Here is an 18833-nt window from a genome sequence, read left to right as displayed (position 1 = left end):
TGGCTGGAGGAAAACCGATGGCCCGCGATCTGCGTCCGAAACCCGGTGGATCCCCGCCTCCGCAGCGTGTTGAGGAAGAGGTGGCGGACGATCCGCTCAATCCGGTCGAGAATGATCCCAGCGCGCTCGACGACCTGACCCATGCGGAGTTCGTCGCCATCTATCGCGATGCCTCGGACAACATCCGTTTCGCCAAGGAACAGATGTGGCGCTCCCTGCTGTATTTCAGTGCCGGGGCGATCGCGGTAACCGGCTACGGCGTCGTCACCAAATGGAGCGACCCGCAGCTCACCCAGTACCTGCTGGTGATCATCTGGCTCTGCAGCATCCTGACGGTGCTGATCATCCTGAGCCTGCAGTGGTGGCAGTCGGCGGAGCACCAGAAGATCGCCTTCGTTACCGCCAAGTGGTCGACCTTCGCCACCGCCGCCCGTCGCCGCAAGTCGAAGGCGATGAGCGACGTGCAGCGCTACGGCATGCTGGCGGCGATGATCCTGTACCTGGAGCTCGTCACCATCGCCGTGACCCGGATCTTCACGATACAGCATTAACGCCAGCGCGTTCTCATTGTCTTCCCGGCCCTGCGCCGGGACCGAGGGAGACGCTTGCAGGAGCGTTTCGGAGAAACCTCATAGGTTCCAGCTGCTCCCATTCTCGATCCCGGCGCAGGGCCGGGAAGACGGGCCGGGAAGAGACGAGAACACGCCGTAACCGCTTGATTTCCAACCCACCGGAACTTTCTCGCCCCCCACCCCAAAAAATCTGGGGTTTCGCCGGGCGCTGTTGATCTGTGTCAAAGCTGAGGGGGCCGGACGGGCGCAGGTAGTCCGCATCGACTATCTCTTCAGGAAAGAACGGATCCATGAGCATCTCCGGCAAACTGACGGTCCTGGCAGCCGCGATGGCTGTGCTGGGCTCCCTCGCGGTGACCGGCGGCGGCGCCCAGGCGCAGACCGTCGAATTCAAGCCCAAAACGGCGGGCGACTTCGTGATCCGGGCCCGCGGCATCGCCATGGTGCCGGACGAAAGCACCTCCACCAGCGACATCGCCACCGGCGAGGGCGAGCTGAGCAACGACTACGTCCCCGAGGTCGACGTCTCCTACTTCATCACCGACAACATCGCCCTCGAGCTGATCGCGGCGACGACCAAGCACGATCTGGACTGGAACAACCCGGATGTGGATCTCGGCTCGGTCTGGCTGCTGCCGCCGACCCTGACGGTGCAGTACCATTTCATGCCGAAGGAGCGGTTCAGCCCCTATATCGGCGTCGGCCTCAACTACACCTTCTTCTACAACGAGAAATCCGGCGCCGCGCAGTCGATCTCCTATGACAACGGCATCGGCTACGCCCTGCAGGCCGGCTTCGACTACGCGATCTCCGGCCCGTGGTCGCTGAACGTCGACGTCAAGAAGGTGTTCCTCGACACGAAGATCACCGCCGATCTCGGCGCCGGTCCGGTGGAGGTCGATGCCGATCTCGACCCGTGGGTCTTCGGCGTGGGCGTCGGCTACCGGTTCTGAACCGGACGCTTCTGCCCGCGATCGCTCCGGCGAATTCCGACGACGGCTCCGTCCCCGGGACGGGGTCGTCCTGCTGTCCGGATCGGCGGCCCTGCGGAAGCTGTTTAGCGACGCGTGGGGCTGAATGCATATTTTTGTGGTCGAATACTTTGAAACACTGCTGGTTCCGTTTGCTGCAGTGAGGGAAATCACATCGGCACGGCAAATAGATTGAATTTTATCTAAAATACACTACAGTCCTCTCCGGGACAGGTGAGGGGACGATTCTATGGCCGACGATCGACAGAATTTGGATGCCGAGGCGGAGCTCGGTGCTGGCGATCGTGCTCAGACAGAGCAGCAGCGTTCGGAGCGGCCCGGAGCCCCCGAGGGCGAGACGTCCGGTACGTCCGGCCAGGGCGACGACCCGCGCTCGGCCGACGGCAATGTCCATCTCGGCTTCCAGCGCAATCCCGACACATCTACGGTCGAACAGTCCGACCAGCGCACCGTCCAGAACGAGGATGTGAGCGTCCGCGAGGCCGAAGCGCGGCGTACCGGCCGCGGCACCGAGAGCGAGCGTCAGGGCGAGGCCGGTGAGGCCCAGGCCCAGGGCGGAAACGCCCAGGGACGCAGCGGCCGGAACGGCGCGGAACGGGGCGACGGGGATCGGGGCGAGGGCCGGATCGGCGCGGGCGACCGGACGCCGTCCGGCGAGGGCTCCTCCGGAGCGGGCGGGCAGGCCGTCGCCTCCGGAAACACGGCGGTCGGCAATACCGGCGGCGTGTCCTCCGGGACCGTGGGATCTGGCGACCTGGCGGCGACCACGGCCGGCCGGCCCGGTGGCGGTGACGGGGCGGGCGCTCCGGGAGAGGCTGGCGAGACGGCGGCCGGTGAGACGTCGGCGCAGCAGTCCGGCGCGTCCGATGGCGGTGCCGGCACTGCCACTGGCGGTGGGGCGGCGGCGCCCGGCCGGTCCGACGGATCGGTCTCTGGCGGCAACGGAAGCGGGGCCGTCGTCGGCGGCGCCGCAGGCGATGATCTCGGAGCCGGCGACGGCGGTTCCACCCAGTCCGGCGCCGCGCAGCGTTCGACGGCATCCTCCGAGGCGGAAAGTCGGGACACCCGTGGCTCCGGCCGCGACGGGGGCGGCCGTGAGGCGGACGGCGGTTCCGGTCTGACGGGCGGGACCGGCGACGGCCGGATCGGCCGTTCGGACGGGGCGAGCGGCGGGTCGGAGTCCGGCTCCGGAACCGGCGTGCAGACGCGCACCGGTACGGGGACCGGACAGGACTCGACCGGCCCGACCGGCGTGTCGGGCAGCTCCGGTCCGGCGACCACCCCGACCCAGGACACCCAGTCCACCACGGCGACCCGCGGCACCAGCACGCAGGACGTGGTGGACGAGACCGCCACGAGTCCGCTGTCCGGCACCACCTCCGACCCGACCCCACCCCCGGCCCCGCCGACCACCGGCGGCGGCACGTCCCCGGGCGGCGAGGATACCGTCTCCTCCGGTGACGACACGGTGCCTGCCGGCGACGACACGGCCTCGGGCGGCGACGATACGGCGACGGGTGGTGAGGACACGGTCTCCTCCGGCGAGGACACGGGGTCCGGCGGTGACGACACGGTGCCTGCGGGTGACGATACGGTCCCGTCCGGCGAGGACACGGCGACAGGTGGTGACGACACAGTCGCCTCAGGCGACGATACGGCGTCTGGTGGCGACGACACAGTCTCGTCCGGCGACGATACGGCGACAGGTGGCGACGACACAGTCTCCTCGGGCGACGATACGGCGTCAGGTGGCGACGACACGGTCTCGTCTGGCGACGACACGGCGACGGGTGGAGACGATACGGTTTCCTCTGGAGATGACACCGCATCTGGGGGTGAAGACACGGCCTCCGGCGGCGATGACACGGCATCGGGCGGTAGCGACACGACGTCAGGAGGCGACGACACGACCTCCGGCGGCAACGACACGACATCCGGTGGCGGCCAGACCCCGGGCTCGGGCCAGAACACGCCCGGTGGCGGCACCGGCGGCGGTACTCAGGGTGAGACGGTCACCGGCGGTGCGGGTCACGATTCGATCGAGACGGGTGCAGGCGACGACCGCATTCTCGCCGGCCAGGGCGACAACCGCGTGGAGGCTGGCCGCGGCGACAATTGGATCAGCGCCGGGTCCGGCCGGGACACGCTCTCGGCCTCCAACGGCGACGACACGATCTATGGCGGTGACGGCTCGAACCGCATCGGCGCAGGTGACGGCGACAACCGGGTCACGGCGGGCTCCGGCAGCGACACGATCACGGCGGGCTCCGGCGACGACACGATCCGGGCGGGCGACGGCAACAACGTGATCTCGGCCGGCGAGGGAGAGAACCAGATCACCGCGGGCTCCGGCTCGGACACGGTGCGCACCGGCAACGACGACGACACGGTGATTGCCGGCAACGGCAATAACGACATCAGCGTCGGCAATGGCGACAACACGGTGTCCGCCGGTTCCGGTGCCGACCGCGTGACGGCGGGCAACGGCGACGACCGGCTGGTGGTCGGCGACGGCCGCAACACGGTGAGTGCCGGGTCGGGCGACAACTATGTCAGCGCCGGTCGCGACAGCGATGTGATCACCGCCGGGTCGGGCGACGACACGATCTATGGCGGCGACGGGTCAAACCGGATCGGGGCGGGCGACGGCGACAACCGGGTCACGGCGGGGTCGGGCTCGGACACGATCACGGCAGGCTCGGGTGACGACACGATCCGGGCGGGTGACGGCAACAACGTGATCTCGGCCGGCGAGGGCGAGAACCAGATCACTGCGGGCTCGGGCTCGGACACGGTGCGCACCGGCAACGACGACGATACGGTCATCGCCGGCAACGGCAATAACGACATCAGCGTCGGCAACGGCGACAACACGGTCAGTGCCGGCTCCGGCGCGGATCGGGTGACGGCGGGCAGTGGCGACGACCGCCTGGTGGTCGGCGACGGACAGAACACGGTCAATGCCGGGTCTGGCGACAACCATGTGAGCGCCGGTCGCGACAGCGACGTGATCACCGCCGGCAGCGGCGACGACACGATCTATGGCGGCGACGGGTCGAACCGGATCGGGGCGGGTGACGGCGACAACCGGGTCACGGCGGGGTCGGGCTCGGACACGATCACGGCAGGCTCGGGCGACGACACGATCCGGGCGGGTGACGGCAACAACGTGATCTCGGCCGGCGAGGGCGAGAACCAGATCACTGCGGGCTCGGGCTCGGACACGGTGCGCACCGGCAACGACGACGACACGGTGATTGCCGGCAACGGCAATAACGACATCAGCGTCGGCAACGGCGACAACACGGTCAGTGCCGGCTCCGGCGCGGATCGGGTGACGGCGGGCAGTGGCGACGACCGCCTGGTGGTCGGCGACGGACAGAACACGGTCAATGCCGGGTCTGGCGACAACTATGTGAGCGCCGGACGGGACAGCGACGTGATCACCGCCGGCAGCGGCGACGACACGATCTATGGTGGGGACGGCTCAAACCGGATCGGTGCGGGCGACGGCGACAACCGGGTCACGGCGGGGTCGGGCAGCGACACGATCACGGCGGGCTCGGGCGACGACACGATCCGGGCGGGCGACGGCAACAACGTGATCTCCGCCGGCGAAGGCGAGAACCAGATCACCGCGGGCTCGGGCTCGGACACGATCCGAACCGGCAATGACGATGACACGGTGATTGCCGGCAACGGCAACAACGACATCTCCGTCGGCAACGGCGACAACACGGTCAGTGTCGGCTCCGGTGCGGACCGGGTGACGGCGGGGTCTGGCGACGACCGCCTGGTGGTCGGCGACGGCCGCAACACGGTGAGCGCCGGGTCTGGCGACAACTATGTCAGCGCCGGGCGGGACAGCGACGTGATCACCGCCGGCAGCGGCGACGACACGATCTATGGTGGGGACGGGTCGAACCGGATCGGGGCAGGCGACGGCGACAACCGGGTCACGGCGGGGTCGGGCAGCGACACGATCACGGCGGGCTCGGGCGACGACACGATCCGGGCGGGCGACGGCAACAACGTGATCTCCGCCGGCGAAGGCGAGAACCAGATCACCGCGGGCTCCGGCTCCGACACGGTCCGAACCGGCAACGACGATGACACGGTGATCGCCGGCAACGGCAACAACGACGTCTCCGTCGGCAACGGCGACAACACGGTGTCCGCCGGCTCCGGGGCCGACCGGGTGACGGCAGGCAGCGGCGACGACCGGCTGGTGGTCGGTGACGGGCAGAACACGGTGAGTGCCGGGTCGGGCGACAACTATGTGAGCGCCGGGCGCGACAGTGACGTGATCACCGCCGGCAGCGGCGACGACACGATCTATGGCGGCGACGGCGCGAACCGGATCGGGGCGGGCGACGGCGACAACCGGGTCACGGCGGGCTCGGGCTCCGACACCATCACGGCGGGCTCGGGCGACGACACGATCCGGGCGGGCGACGGCAACAACGTGATCTCCGCCGGCGAAGGCGAGAACCAGATCACCGCGGGCTCCGGCTCCGACACGGTGCGCACCGGCAACGACGACGACACGGTGATCGCCGGCAACGGCAACAACGACGTCTCCGTCGGCAACGGCGACAACACGGTCTCCGCCGGTTCAGGTGCCGACCGGGTGACGGCGGGATCGGGCGACGACCGGCTGGTGGTCGGCGACGGGCAGAACACGGTGAGTGCCGGGTCGGGCGACAACTATGTGAGCGCCGGGCGCGACAGTGACGTGATCACCGCCGGCAGCGGCGACGACACGATCTATGGCGGCGACGGCGCGAACCGGATCGGGGCGGGCGACGGCGACAACCGGGTCACGGCGGGCAGCGGCTCGGACACGATCACGGCGGGCTCGGGCGACGATACGATCCGGGCGGGCGACGGCAACAACGTGATCTCGGCCGGCGAAGGCGAGAACCAGATCACCGCGGGCTCCGGCTCCGACACGATCCGAACCGGCAATGACGATGACACGGTGATTGCCGGCAACGGCAACAACGACATCTCCGTCGGCAACGGCGACAACACGGTCAGTGTCGGCTCCGGTGCGGACCGGGTGACGGCGGGGTCTGGCGACGACCGGCTGGTGGTCGGCGACGGCCGCAACACGGTAAGTGCCGGCTCGGGCGACAACTATGTGAGCGCCGGGCGGGACAGCGACGTGATCACCGCCGGCAGCGGCGACGACACGATCTACGGTGGGGACGGCTCGAACCGGATCGGGGCGGGCGACGGCGACAACCGGGTCACGGCGGGGTCGGGCTCGGACACGATCACGGCAGGCTCGGGCGACGACACGATTCGTGCCGGTGACGGCAACAACTTGATCTCGGCCGGCGAGGGCGAGAACCAGATCACCGCCGGCTCCGGCTCGGACACGGTACGCACCGGGAACGACGACGACACGGTGATTGCCGGCAACGGCAATAACGACATCAGCGTCGGCAACGGCGACAACACGGTCAGTGCCGGCTCCGGTGCCGACCGGGTGACGGCGGGCAGCGGTGACGACCGGCTTGTGGTCGGCGACGGACAGAACACGGTCAATGCCGGCTCCGGCGACAACTATGTGAGCGCCGGTCGCGACAGCGACGTGATCACCGCCGGGTCGGGCGACGACACGATCTATGGTGGCGACGGCTCGAACCGGATCGGTGCGGGCGACGGCGACAACCGGGTCACGGCGGGCTCCGGCTCGGACACCATCACGGCGGGCTCGGGCGACGACACGATCCGGGCCGGCGACGGCAACAACGTGATCTCCGCCGGCGAGGGCGAGAACCAGATCACCGCGGGCTCGGGCTCGGACACGGTGCGCACCGGCAACGACGACGACACGGTGATTGCCGGCAACGGCAACAACGACGTCAGCGTCGGCAATGGCGACAACACGGTCTCCGCCGGCTCCGGTGCGGACCGGGTGACGGCAGGCAGCGGCGACGACCGTCTGGTGGTCGGCGACGGCCGCAACACGGTGAGCGCCGGGTCGGGCGACAACTATGTCAGCGCCGGTCGCGACAGCGACGTCATCACCGCCGGCAGCGGCGACGACACGATCTATGGCGGCGATGGCTCGAACCGGATCGGGGCGGGCGATGGCGACAACCGGGTCACGGCGGGCAGCGGCTCGGACACGATCACGGCGGGCTCGGGCGACGATACGATCCGGGCCGGTGACGGCAACAACGTGATCTCCGCCGGTGAGGGCGAGAACCAGATCACTGCAGGCTCCGGCTCCGACACGATCCGTGCCGGCAATGACGACGACACGGTGATCGCCGGCAACGGCAATAACGACGTCTCCGTTGGTAATGGCGACAACACGGTCAGTACCGGTTCCGGTGCCGACCGGGTGACGGCAGGCAACGGCGACGACCGCCTGGTGGTCGGCGACGGGCAGAACACGGTCAATGCCGGGTCCGGCGACAACTATGTGAGCGCCGGTCGCGACAGCGACGTGATCACCGCCGGCAGCGGCGACGACACGATCTATGGCGGTGACGGCTCGAACCGGATCGGCGCTGGCGACGGCGACAATCGGGTCACCGCGGGGTCGGGCAGCGACACGATCACGGCGGGCTCGGGCGACGACACGATCCGGGCGGGCGACGGCAACAACGTGATCTCGGCCGGCGAAGGCGAGAACCAGATCACCGCAGGCTCCGGCTCGGACACGATCCGAACCGGCAATGACGACGACACGGTGATCGCCGGGAACGGCAACAACGACATCTCCGTCGGCAATGGCGACAACACGGTCAGTGGCGGCTCCGGTGCGGACCGGGTGACGGCGGGCAGCGGCGACGACCGCCTGGTGGTCGGCGACGGGCGGAACACGGTCAGCGCCGGGTCTGGCGACAACTATGTCAGTGCCGGGCGCGACAGCGACGTGATCACCGCCGGCAGCGGCGACGACACGATCTACGGCGGTGACGGCTCGAACCGCATCGGCGCGGGCGATGGCGACAACCGGGTCACGGCGGGCAGCGGCTCGGACACCATCACGGCGGGCTCGGGCGACGACACGATCCGGGCGGGCGACGGCAACAACGTGATCTCGGCCGGCGAGGGCGAGAACCAGATCACCGCCGGCTCGGGCTCGGACACGATCCGAACCGGCAATGACGACGACACGGTGATCGCCGGCAACGGCAACAACGACATCGATGTCGGCAAGGGCGACAACACGGTCAGTGCCGGCTCCGGTGCGGACCGGGTGACGGCGGGCAACGGCGACGACCGGCTTGTGGTCGGTGATGGCCGGAACACCGTCGATGCCGGCTCCGGCGACAACTATGTGAGCGCCGGTCGTGACAGCGACGTGATCACCGCCGGCAGCGGCGACGACACGATCTACGGCGGCGATGGCTCCAACCGGGTGCAGGCCGGGGGCGGCGACAACCTGCTGTCCGCAGGCTCCGGCAGCGACACCCTGTCCGCCGGCCATGGGGACGACACGATCCGCGCCGGCGACGGCAACAACGTGATCTCCGCCGGCCATGGCGACAACCTGATCTCTTCCGGATCCGGTTCCGACACGATCCGTGCCGGCAATCACGACGACACGGTGCGCGCGGGCAACGGCAACAACGACATCGATGTCGGCAAGGGCGACAACCAGGTCACCGCCGGCTCCGGCGCCGACCGGGTGATCGCGGGCTCGGGCGACGACCGCCTGATCGTCGGCGATGGCCGGAACACGGTGGAAGCCGGCGGCGGCGACAACTACGTGAGCGCCGGCCGGGACAGCGACGTCATCACCGCCGGGGACGGCGACGACACGATCTACGGCGGCAACGGCTCCAACCGGGTGGACGCGGGTTCCGGCGACAACTTCGTCAGCGCCGGGTCGGGCTCCGACACCATTTCGGCCGGCTCGGGCGACGACACCATCCGCGCCGGGGACGGCAACAACGTGATCTCCGCCGGAAACGGCGAGAACCAGATCACCGCCGGCTCGGGCTCCGACACCATCCGCACGGGCAGCAACGACGACACCGTGATCGCCGGGAACGGCAGCAACGACATCGATGTCGGCAATGGCGACAACCGGGTAACCGCCGGCTCCGGTGGCGACCGGGTGACCGCCGGGCTTGGCGACGACACGCTGACCGTGGGCGACGGCCGCAACACCGTCGATGCGGGCGAAGGCGACAACCTCGTCAGCGCCGGTCGCGACAGCGACGTGATCTCTGCCGGCAATGGCGACGACACGATCTATGCGGGCGACGGGTCGAACCGGGTCGATGCCGGCCACGGCGACAACCTCGTGTCGGGCGGCAGCGGCTCGGACACGGTCTCCACCGGCCGGGGCGACGACACCATCCGGGTCGGCGAGGGCAACAACAGCGTGGCGGCGGGCAGTGGCGACGACAGCGTCACCGCCGGCTCCGGCCGCGACACCCTGTCCGGCGGCGACGGCGACGACCTGCTGCGCGCGGGCAACGGCGACAACCAGGTCGATGGCGGCGCCGGCGATGACACGATCAGCGCCGGCTCGGGCCGCGACGCGCTCTCCGGTGGGGCCGGCGACGACCGGATCCTGGCCGGGGCCGGCAACGACACGGTGGCCGGCGGGTCCGGGGCCGATACGGTCGATCTCGGCGCCGGCAACGATGTCGGTGTCTACAATGTCGACGCCAACCGCAACACCCGGGGCACCGACGACTATCAGGGCGGCTCGGGCCGCGACACGCTGCGGGTGGAGGTCACCTCCGAGCGGCTGGAGGGATCGGCCGGCGACGACCTGTTCGCCTTGAAGGACCATTTCCAGGACATCCGCGACGGGCTCGCCGATGCCGAGAGCAGCCGGACCTTCGACGGTCTCGACCTGACGATCGACAGCTTTGAGGACGTCCAGTTCGTCGTCGACGGCGAGGTGACCGACCTCAACCGTGGCCCGGTGGTCACCGGTGTCCAGCCGGTCAGCCTGTCCATCGGTGAGGAGGGCGGCATCGGCGGCGCCACAATCGGCAGCGGCCGCAACGGTGCCGATCTGGCGGTCTCGGCCGGGTCCGGAGGGGGCAGCCCGGGCAGCATCGCCCTGCTGTCCCAGGTGGAGGTCAGCGACGCCGACCGCGAGGACCGCATCAGCCGGGCCGAGGTCCGGATCGACAATCTCGGCGGAGCCGGCACCGTTTCCGTCGCCACCGGGATCGGCGGCATCACCGCCTTGGTGGTGGCCCAGGACGATGGCAGCGTGCTGGTGACCTTCGAGGGCGATGCTCCGCCGTCGCGCTATACCGAAGCGCTGCGCTCGGTCTCCCTCAACCTGTCGGAGACCCCGTCGGGCGGCAGCGAGGCGCGGATCAGCGTCGTCGTGGAAGACGAGCACGGCGCCAGCAACGAGGCCGCGACCGCCGGTCTCGACATCGAGGACGCGCGTCCGGAGGAGGTCGAGGGCGACGGTGCCGACACCCTGAGCGGCGGCGCTGCCCAGGACACCCTGACCGGCGGCGACGGGGCCGACACGGTGGTCGGCGGCGAGGGCAATGACAGTGTCTCCGGCGATGCTGGTGGCGACACGGTGACCGGCGGCGAAGGCAACGACAGCGTCTCCGGCGATGCTGGTGGCGACACGGTGACCGGCGGCGAAGGCAAAGACAGTGTTTCCGGCGATGCCGGTGCTGACACGCTGACCGGCGGCGAGGGGAACGACAGCGTCTCCGGCGATGCCGGCGGCGACACCGTGACCGGCGGCGAGGGCAACGACAGCATCTCCGGTGATGCCGGCGGCGACACGGTAACCGGCGGCGAGGGCAATGACAGCATCTCCGGCGATGCCGGCGGCGACACGGTGACCGGTGGCGAGGGCAGCGACAGCGTCTCCGGCGATGCCGGCGGCGACACGGTGACCGGCGGCGAGGGCAACGACAGCGTCTCCGGCGATGCTGGCGGCGATACCGTGACCGGCGGCGAAGGCAATGACAGCGTTTCCGGCGACGCGGGTGCCGATACGCTGACCGGCGGCGAAGGCAACGACAGCGTCTCCGGCGATGCGGGCGAGGATAGTCCGGCGGCGCATCAGGACGGCAATGATGTGCTGGTCGGCGGTAACGGCTCCGACCGTCTCTACGGCGGATCGGGCAGCGACACGCTCTTCGGCGGTGAGAACGACGACTATCTCGATGGCGGGTCCGGTGCCGACACCATGGTCGGCGGCAACGGTCGCGACACCTTCGTGGCCACCCATGGCGACGTGATCACGGACTACGAAAGTCAGGACGTGGTCCGGGTCAACGCCACTGTCGACCGTGACAATGTTTCGCTCAGCTCGGACGGCACGACCACCCAGGTGAGCATCGATGTCGACGGTGACGGCGAGGGCGACGGCGCCTTCTCCATGAACGGCGATTACGCATCGGTCTCGGCGACCGCCAACGGCGAGATGACGGATCTGAGATTCGTCGCCGGACCGGGTGGTGCCGGCCAAGGGACCCCAGTTCCGGACTTCAGCAACAGCGGGTCCAGCGGCAGCGGGTCCGGTGGCGATGATGCCGGCCAGGAGATCTCCCGCGGGCGCTCCTCCTCCGGACGAGGCGGGGATCGGGGCGGCATCATTTCCGGCGCTGCCCCCGTCGGCCCAGCACCGCAAACCGAGGGCGAGCGGCTGGACGGCAGTCACGGCAGCGATCTGCTCTCGGGCGGGGCCGGCCACGATACCCTGAATGGCGGCAACGGCAGCGACACCCTGTCGGGCGGTGCCGGCAATGACTCCCTCGACGGGAGCCACGACCCGGACTCGCTCCAGGGTGGCGCGGGCGACGACACGCTCAAGGGGGGCAACGGCCTCGACACCCTGTCCGGCGGCGCCGGCAACGACCGGCTGGAAGGCAGCCACGATGCCGATCAGCTCGATGGCGGTGCCGGCAACGACACCCTGTCCGGCGGCAACGGGATGGACACGCTGTCCGGTGGGGCCGGCAATGACCGGCTGGAGGGCAGTCACGACGCCGACCGGCTCGATGGCGGCAGCGGCAACGACACCCTGTCCGGCGGCAACGGAATGGACACCCTGGCCGGTGGTGACGGCGACGACTCCCTGATCGGCAGCCACGACCACGACTCCCTGTCCGGCGGGGCGGGGAACGACACGCTTTCCGGCGGCAACGGAGCCGATACCCTCTCCGGCGGGTCCGGCGACGACGTGCTGGACGGCAGCCACGACAACGACGCGCTCTCCGGCGGTGCCGGCAACGACACCTTGTCGGCGGGCAACGGCCGCGACACGGTCGTCGGCGGCGATGGCGACGACACGCTGATCGGCGGCCATGACGACGACGTGCTCTATGGCGGTGACGGGGCCGAGGAGGATGCCGCCCTGTTCGCCGAGGTCGAGTCCGGAGACGCCGCCTCGCAGAGCCAGGACTGGGTCTCGGTCAGCGAGGGTGAGTCCGGCGATCAGGTCAGCGACGGCGGCAGTGACGGTGGCGACGCCGGAGATGGTGGCGGAGACGGCTGGAACGACGGCGGCGACAACGGCGGCGGCGACAGCGGCGGCACCCCGGCAGGCGAGGACCTCGACGACAACATGCAGGTCGCCGGCTTCGGCTGAGGGGATCTCCGGCTCCGGGTCGCTGGTGATGGATCGGACGGGTTCCGGCGAGCGTCACGGCGAGCGTTACCCTGGGCCCCGGCGCGAGGCCGGGGAGACGAGCGAGTTGGTGCGAGGGAGCGGTGATGCGGGAGAGTGCGGGGCGCGAACGGGCGCGCCCCTCCCATTCCCTCAGCGTTCCGTGAAGCCGATCTGGAAGGCCCGGGTGATCGGTTTCGCCAGGTAATCGAGCAGCGTCCGGTCCGAGGTGCGGATATCCGCCTGGACGATCATGCCCGGCAGGATCATGTGCTTGCCCGGCTCCTCGCCGAAATGGTTGTGCTCCATGCGGATCACCACCGTGTAGAAGCTGCCGCCGTTCGGGCTGGTCACCGTGGTCGGCGAGATCCGCTCCACCGTGCCCGGCATGCCGCCGAACTGGGCGAAATCGTAGGCCGTGACCCGCACCGTGGCCTCCTGGCCGGGCGCGACGAAGGCCACGTCCTTCGGGTTCAGCAGCACCTCCACCACGTAGTCGTCGTCGATCGGCACGATCTGCGCCACCGCGGCCCCCGGGGCGACCACCGCGCCGGCGGCGGTGACGGCGAGTTCCTGCACCACGCCGCGGATCGGCGAGGTGATGTCGAGCCGCGCGAAGCGGTCCTCGAACCGGCTGATCGACTCCTTCACCTCGGCCCGTTCGGCGGAGATGGTGGTGATCTCGGCCAGGGCCGTGCTGTCGTTGGTGCTCTCGAACGACACCCGCCGCGCCTCGATTTCGGCGATCTCCTGGCGGTTGCGCGAGATCAGACCTTCCAGTTGCACCAACTGGCCGCGGGTGCGGTTCAGGTCGCGCAGCACGTCGAGATAGGTGAAGCGCCGGGTCAGGCCCTTGTCGAGCAGCTCCTTGCGCAGCCGCTCCTCCTCCTCGATCAGCTTGATGCTGTCCTCGATGGTCTTGCGCTGGGACAGCAGGGTGGCGAGTTCGATGTTCTGGTCCTTGAGCTGCTCCTCGAAGAGCTGCATGCGGTCCTTGGAGGTGGCCCGGCTCGCCGCCAGCAGCTCGTTCTGCTCCTTGGTCAGCTCGGGATAGGCCTCGCGCCAGGGGGAGAAGTCGGGCTCGCGGTCCTGGATCTGGGCGTAGAGACGCTCCAGCCGGGCCGCCAGCGATGCCTCTCGAGTCCGTAGCTGGCGCAGCTCCGAGCCGGCACCGGTCCCGCTCATCCGGATCACCGTCTGGCCCGGTTCGACGATGTCGCCGGGCCGCACCAGCACCTGCTCGACGATGCCGCCCTCCAGATGCTGCAGCACGGTGACGTTGGTCGACGGGATGACCGAGCCGTCGGCCCGGGCCACCTGGTCGAGCCGGGCCATCGAGGCCCAGGCGAAGGCCCCGGCCACGGCGAAGGCCATGAGCAGGATCGTCAGCCGGATCAGCCGGGGCGAGCTGCTCTCCTCCAGATGGATCGACTGGGCGAGATAGGAGGTGCGGCGCACGGCGGGCGTGCCGACGGGGCGTCCGGGACGGGGGGAGACGGTGAGGTTGCTCATGGGTTCTGCATCCCGGAGATCGACAGGGAGTCGCGCTTGGCCTCGGTGAGGCGGCCCTGGTTGAGCTCGAAGACGCGGTCGGCGAGGCGCATCGCGCTCGGCCGGTGCGTCACGAAGAAGATGGTGCGGTGACCCTTGAGCGACTGCAGCTCGCGGGTCAGGGCGGCGTCGCCGAGGTCGTCGAGGTTCTGCGCCGGCTCGTCCAGCAGCATCACCGGGCTGTCCTTCAGCCAGATCCGGGCGAGCGACAGCTTCTGGCGGAAGCTCTCCGACAGGCTGACGCTCTTCTCGTCGCCGATCACGGTCTCGAAGCCCTCGGGCAGGGCCTCGACCTCGTCCAGAACGCCGGCCCGGTCGCAGGCGTCGCGCAGCGACTGGAACGGCGCATCGGGACGGGCTAGGCGCAGGTTCTGGGCGATGGTGCCGTGGAACAGGTCGGTGGTCTGGGACAGGTAGCCGACATTGCGCCGGTGCTCGACCGGACCCAGATGGCGCATCTCCACCCCGCCGAACGAGATCGTGCCGGCCTGCGGGCGCAGCAGCCCGGCCATGACCTTGAGCAGGGTGGACTTGCCCGACCCGCTCGGCCCGATCAGCGCCACCATCTCTCCCGGCTTCACGTCCAGGGAGACCGCCAGCAGGGCGGGGTCGGCCTCCTGGTTGTAGCGCACGGACAGGCGGCGCACGGCGATGTTGGAGGTGAAGCGGTGGTCGGAGACCCGGGCGTCGGTCGTGGTGTCCTCCGACTTGGCCCGCATCAGCCGGTCGATCTGGGCGATGGTGCCGCGCATCTGCACCAGGCGGGGCAGGCTCTGGCAGCCGACCTGGGCCGGGACCAGGATGCGCCAGACCAGGGCCATGGAGGCGACCAGCGCGCCCGTGGTCATGCGCTGGTCGATCACCGCCTCGGCGCCGAAGAACAGGGTCATCAGCCCGGTGGCCATCAGCACACCGTGCAGCAGCGCCTGCAGCACCGTGTTCAACCGCGACGCCCGGTTGCGCTCCAGCGCCGTGCGGGCCGACAGCGGGCGCAGCCGGTCCATGAAGGCGCCGCCCATCACGGTGGCGCGGATGCTGCGCTGCTTGGAGATCACCTCGGTGGCCACCTGGTCGCGCGCCGCCCGGGCGGCGGCGGCGCTCCGCTCGGCCCGCTGGATCGACGGCACGAACAGGGCGCCGAGCAGGCCGATGGCGAGCAGGCCCAGCAGCGGCACCAGGACGATGGGCTGGGCGATGACGGCGATGACCAGGATCGAGGTGAGGATCAGCGGCACCTCCAGGATCAGGGTCATGACCGGCGAGTTCATGACGTCGCGCAGGCCTTGGAAGCCGCGGAAGCGGGCGAGCTGCGATCCGACGGAGTTGGCCTCGGTCCCGCTGGGCGGCAGGGAGAGGATCTTGCGGAACGCCTCGGTGGACAGCAGGAAGTCGACCCGTCCGGCCACATGGGCGACCGAGGCGCCGCGGATCTGGCGCAGGCAGAAATCGACGAACAGCGCCAGCGCCACCCCCGGCAGCAGCCAGTAGAGGCTGGCGGGCGAGGCGGCGGGGATGACGCTGTCATAGACCGTCATCACGAAGATCGGCACGACCACCCCGAACAGCGAGCCGATCACGCTGGTGATCGCCACCATGGCGATCTCCCGGCGGAATCTCCGGAATAGGGTGCCGACGAAGGAGGTCTCCTGGGCGCCGGACTCCTCCTCCGGCTCGTCGCGGGCGAAGGTGTAGTAGTAGCCGATCACCTTCGACGCCCGGAACCGCACCACCTCGCGGCTGCGGCTGTCGAAGGCGGTGACCTCGCGGCCGCTGCGGGTCAGGATCACCAGCGGCACGCCGGTCTCCGACACGAACAGGCAGGGGGTCAGGCGTGCGTCGATATCGGCGGCCCGGCCCTTGTGCCGCACGCTGACATAGCCGAGCTCGGCCAGCACGTTGCGGAAGTCGATCAGGTCGATGCGCTCGGCCACGTGGGGCAGGGCGCGCAGCAGCTTGTCCGGGTCCGGCACCCAGCCGAGCGCGGTCAGCAGCGGCATCAGGCAGGACGCGAAGTCCGAGGCCAGTTCGAACCGGCCCATCTCCTCCTGGCGCAGGGCGTCGGCGAGGCCGTCGCGGACCGTCATCGTGGTCATGATCCGGCCCCTCCCGACCCGACGACGCGCAGCTCGGCATGCACTTCCACCGGCGGTGCCTCGCCGTCGCTGCCGCCGGACTCAAGGTCGGAGCCGATGGTGATCTCGCGGTGGGCCAGCGCCTGGAAGGACGGGCGCGGGGTGACCATCAGGATCGTGGTGCTGGTCTGCCGGCGGGCAAGTGCGGCGCGGAACCGGTCGTCGGCGTCCCGGTCCAGGTTGGAGTTGCACTCGTCCATCAGCACGATGTCGGGCAGCCGTGCCAGGGCGCGCACGATCGGGATCTGCTGGCGGATCGAAGCGGGCAGGGTGTCGCCGGCCCCGGCGCGCACCTCGGTCTGGAACCCCATGGGCAGCTTCGACACCGCCTCGGTCAGGCCCAGTTCCTCGGCCACGTCCTCGACCTCCGCGATATGCTCCGGCGACGGATCGAACCCGGTGATGTTGTCGAAGATCGTGCCCTCGAACAGGGCCGGGTTCGGGCCGAGATAGGCGATGCGGGAGCGCAGCCACTCGTCGTCGAAGGCCTCGGCCTCCACGTTGTCGTACAGCACCGTGCCCCGATCCGGCAGCAGGATATGGCCGGCGAGCGCCAGCAGGGTCGACCGGCCGCCCCAGTTGCCGCGGGTCGAGATCAGCACCGTCTCCGCCGCATCGATCGCCAGGGTCAGGTTCTCGAACACCATCCGGCCGTTCGAATAGCTGAACGTCACGTCGCGGAACTCGATGGCGCCGTGCAGCGAGTCCCGCACGATGCCGCCACCGCTGTCGATGGTCGGCATGGCGGCCAGTTCCCGGATGCGCTGCTTGGCGATCCGAACGGACTGGTACTGGCTCCACAGCATGGAGGCGCGGTTCAGCGGCTGCAGCGCGCGGCCGGTCAGCAGCATGCAGGCGGCGATCCCGCCGATGGTCATGCTGCCGTTGATCACCGCGAGGCTGCCGGCGGCCACGACGGAGATCTGGGCGGCCTGGGTCACCAGGTTGGTCAGCGCCTGGGCGGAAGTGCTGCCCTGGATCAGCTTGGCGGTGATCGTGGCACTCGACTCCATCACCCGCTCGTAGCGCCGCTTCATCAGCGGCTCCATGGCGTAGGACTTGATCGTCGACACGCCGCCCAGCACCTCCATCAGGAAGTTGGACTGGGCCGAGTTGTTCGCCTGGCGCGCTTCCATGCGGCTGCGCACGGTCAGCCCGCTGACGATGGCGGCGATGGCGGTGAACCCGACGAAGGCCAGCAGCACGAAGCCGAGCGGTCCGCCGATCAGAAAGACCAGGGCCACGAACAGGACGAAGAACGGGAAATCGACCAGGAGCTGCGGCAGGTAGCCGGCGCGGGATTCCCGGATGGCGTCGATCGCCCCCAGCCGCTCCAGATGCACCGCGGTCGACTCCGCCTGGAAGCTGCGCGGGTCGGCGGCGAACACCTTCTCCATGACGCCGAGGAAGGCCCGGTGGCTGTAGCGCGCCGCCCGGTGACCGACGATGGCGCCGCGGGCGATGCGGATGATCACGTCGATTGCCACCGCGCCCAGCACGCCGGCGGTCAGCAGGCTGAGGGTGTATTCCGAGGCGTTCGGTAGCACCCGGTCATAGATGATCAGGATGGCGATCGGCAGACCGGTCGCCATCAGATTGGAGATCAGAGAGGCCAGCACGATCGACGGAGTCGCCGCGCTGGGGATGTTCTCGATGTCCTTCGCGAAGCTGCTCGCCTCAGCGCTCATTGTAGCATTCCAGCGTCCCCCACCAGTTCCGAAGTCATACCGCAAATCAAAGAGAATTGAACTAATTCTAATGGAATTCCGCCGATTTATCCGTGTGTGACGGTTTTCAACTGCGCCCGCTTCCGCGCGCGTTGTCTGCGACCGTGGCGAACCGGCTCTTCCTTGCGATTCGGCCGAGGCTCTCGACGCCGGACCGGCGGGCGGTCGGTGTGAAGCGAGGGGAGGCGGGTATCCGCTACGACTTGGGTGCGTCCAAAATCAGGACCCTATATATTGCGGCTCGGATCGGTTGGCGGCCCACCGATCCGGTGCCACGCGGG

6 protein-coding genes are annotated in these 18833 nt (G+C 69.5%); 3 read left to right on the top strand and 3 right to left on the bottom strand.

The genetic code is table 11. The features are described 5' to 3' along the window. The first annotated feature begins 80 nt into the window (after positions 1–80). The 3 genes from ACOQOP_RS08385 (at position 81) to ACOQOP_RS08375 (ending at position 13124) form a co-directional block, all read left to right on the top strand. Entirely contained in the window at positions 81–551 is a 471-nt protein-coding gene (locus ACOQOP_RS08385; protein ID WP_420565870.1) for a hypothetical protein, read from the top strand. Between the two features lie 311 nt (positions 552–862). Further along, the gene (locus ACOQOP_RS08380; protein ID WP_420565869.1) at positions 863–1525 is read left to right on the top strand and encodes an OmpW/AlkL family protein; all 663 of its coding nucleotides are present in this window, start codon (positions 863–865) and stop codon (positions 1523–1525) included. A gap of 268 nt (positions 1526–1793) precedes the next feature. Then, the gene (locus tag ACOQOP_RS08375) at positions 1794–13124 is read left to right on the top strand and encodes a hypothetical protein (protein WP_420565868.1); all 11331 of its coding nucleotides are present in this window, start codon (positions 1794–1796) and stop codon (positions 13122–13124) included. A gap of 171 nt (positions 13125–13295) precedes the next feature. Here ACOQOP_RS08375 and ACOQOP_RS08370 read toward each other — a convergent pair whose 3' ends face one another. Genes ACOQOP_RS08370 through ACOQOP_RS08360 form a run of 3 tightly spaced genes read right to left on the bottom strand, consistent with a single transcriptional unit; the run spans position 13296 to position 18513 of the window. Continuing rightward, positions 13296–14654, bottom strand: coding sequence for an HlyD family type I secretion periplasmic adaptor subunit (locus ACOQOP_RS08370; RefSeq protein ID WP_420565867.1), 1359 nt, complete (start codon positions 14652–14654; stop codon positions 13296–13298). After that, positions 14651–16786 (bottom strand): peptidase domain-containing ABC transporter, encoded by a 2136-nt coding sequence (locus ACOQOP_RS08365; protein WP_420565866.1) that lies wholly within the window; start codon positions 16784–16786, stop codon positions 14651–14653. Before ACOQOP_RS08365 ends, ACOQOP_RS08370 begins: the two co-directional genes overlap by 4 nt. Next, positions 16783–18513: a peptidase domain-containing ABC transporter gene (locus ACOQOP_RS08360; RefSeq protein ID WP_420565865.1), complete on the bottom strand. Its 1731-nt coding sequence runs from the start codon at positions 18511–18513 to the stop codon at positions 16783–16785. Before ACOQOP_RS08360 ends, ACOQOP_RS08365 begins: the two co-directional genes overlap by 4 nt. Positions 18514–18833: the final 320 nt, after the last annotated feature.

It is taken from the genome of Thalassobaculum sp. (genome assembly GCF_965223715.1).
Taxonomy (GTDB): Bacteria; Pseudomonadota; Alphaproteobacteria; order Thalassobaculales; family Thalassobaculaceae; genus Thalassobaculum.
The sequence above is the reverse complement of the archived record's forward strand: the minus strand, read 5'-3'. Positions and strand labels throughout refer to the sequence as shown.

Excerpts from the sequence above, each read along its gene's own strand:
- ACOQOP_RS08375 (WP_420565868.1), top strand. The coding sequence starts at position 1,794 with ATGGCCGACGATCGACAGAATTTGGATGCCGAGGCGGAGCTCGGTGCT.
- ACOQOP_RS08365 (WP_420565866.1), bottom strand. The coding sequence starts at position 16,786 with ATGACCACGATGACGGTCCGCGACGGCCTCGCCGACGCCCTGCGCCAG.
- ACOQOP_RS08370 (WP_420565867.1), bottom strand. The coding sequence starts at position 14,654 with ATGAGCAACCTCACCGTCTCCCCCCGTCCCGGACGCCCCGTCGGCACG.
- ACOQOP_RS08360 (WP_420565865.1), bottom strand. The coding sequence starts at position 18,513 with ATGAGCGCTGAGGCGAGCAGCTTCGCGAAGGACATCGAGAACATCCCC.
- ACOQOP_RS08380 (WP_420565869.1), top strand. The coding sequence starts at position 863 with ATGAGCATCTCCGGCAAACTGACGGTCCTGGCAGCCGCGATGGCTGTG.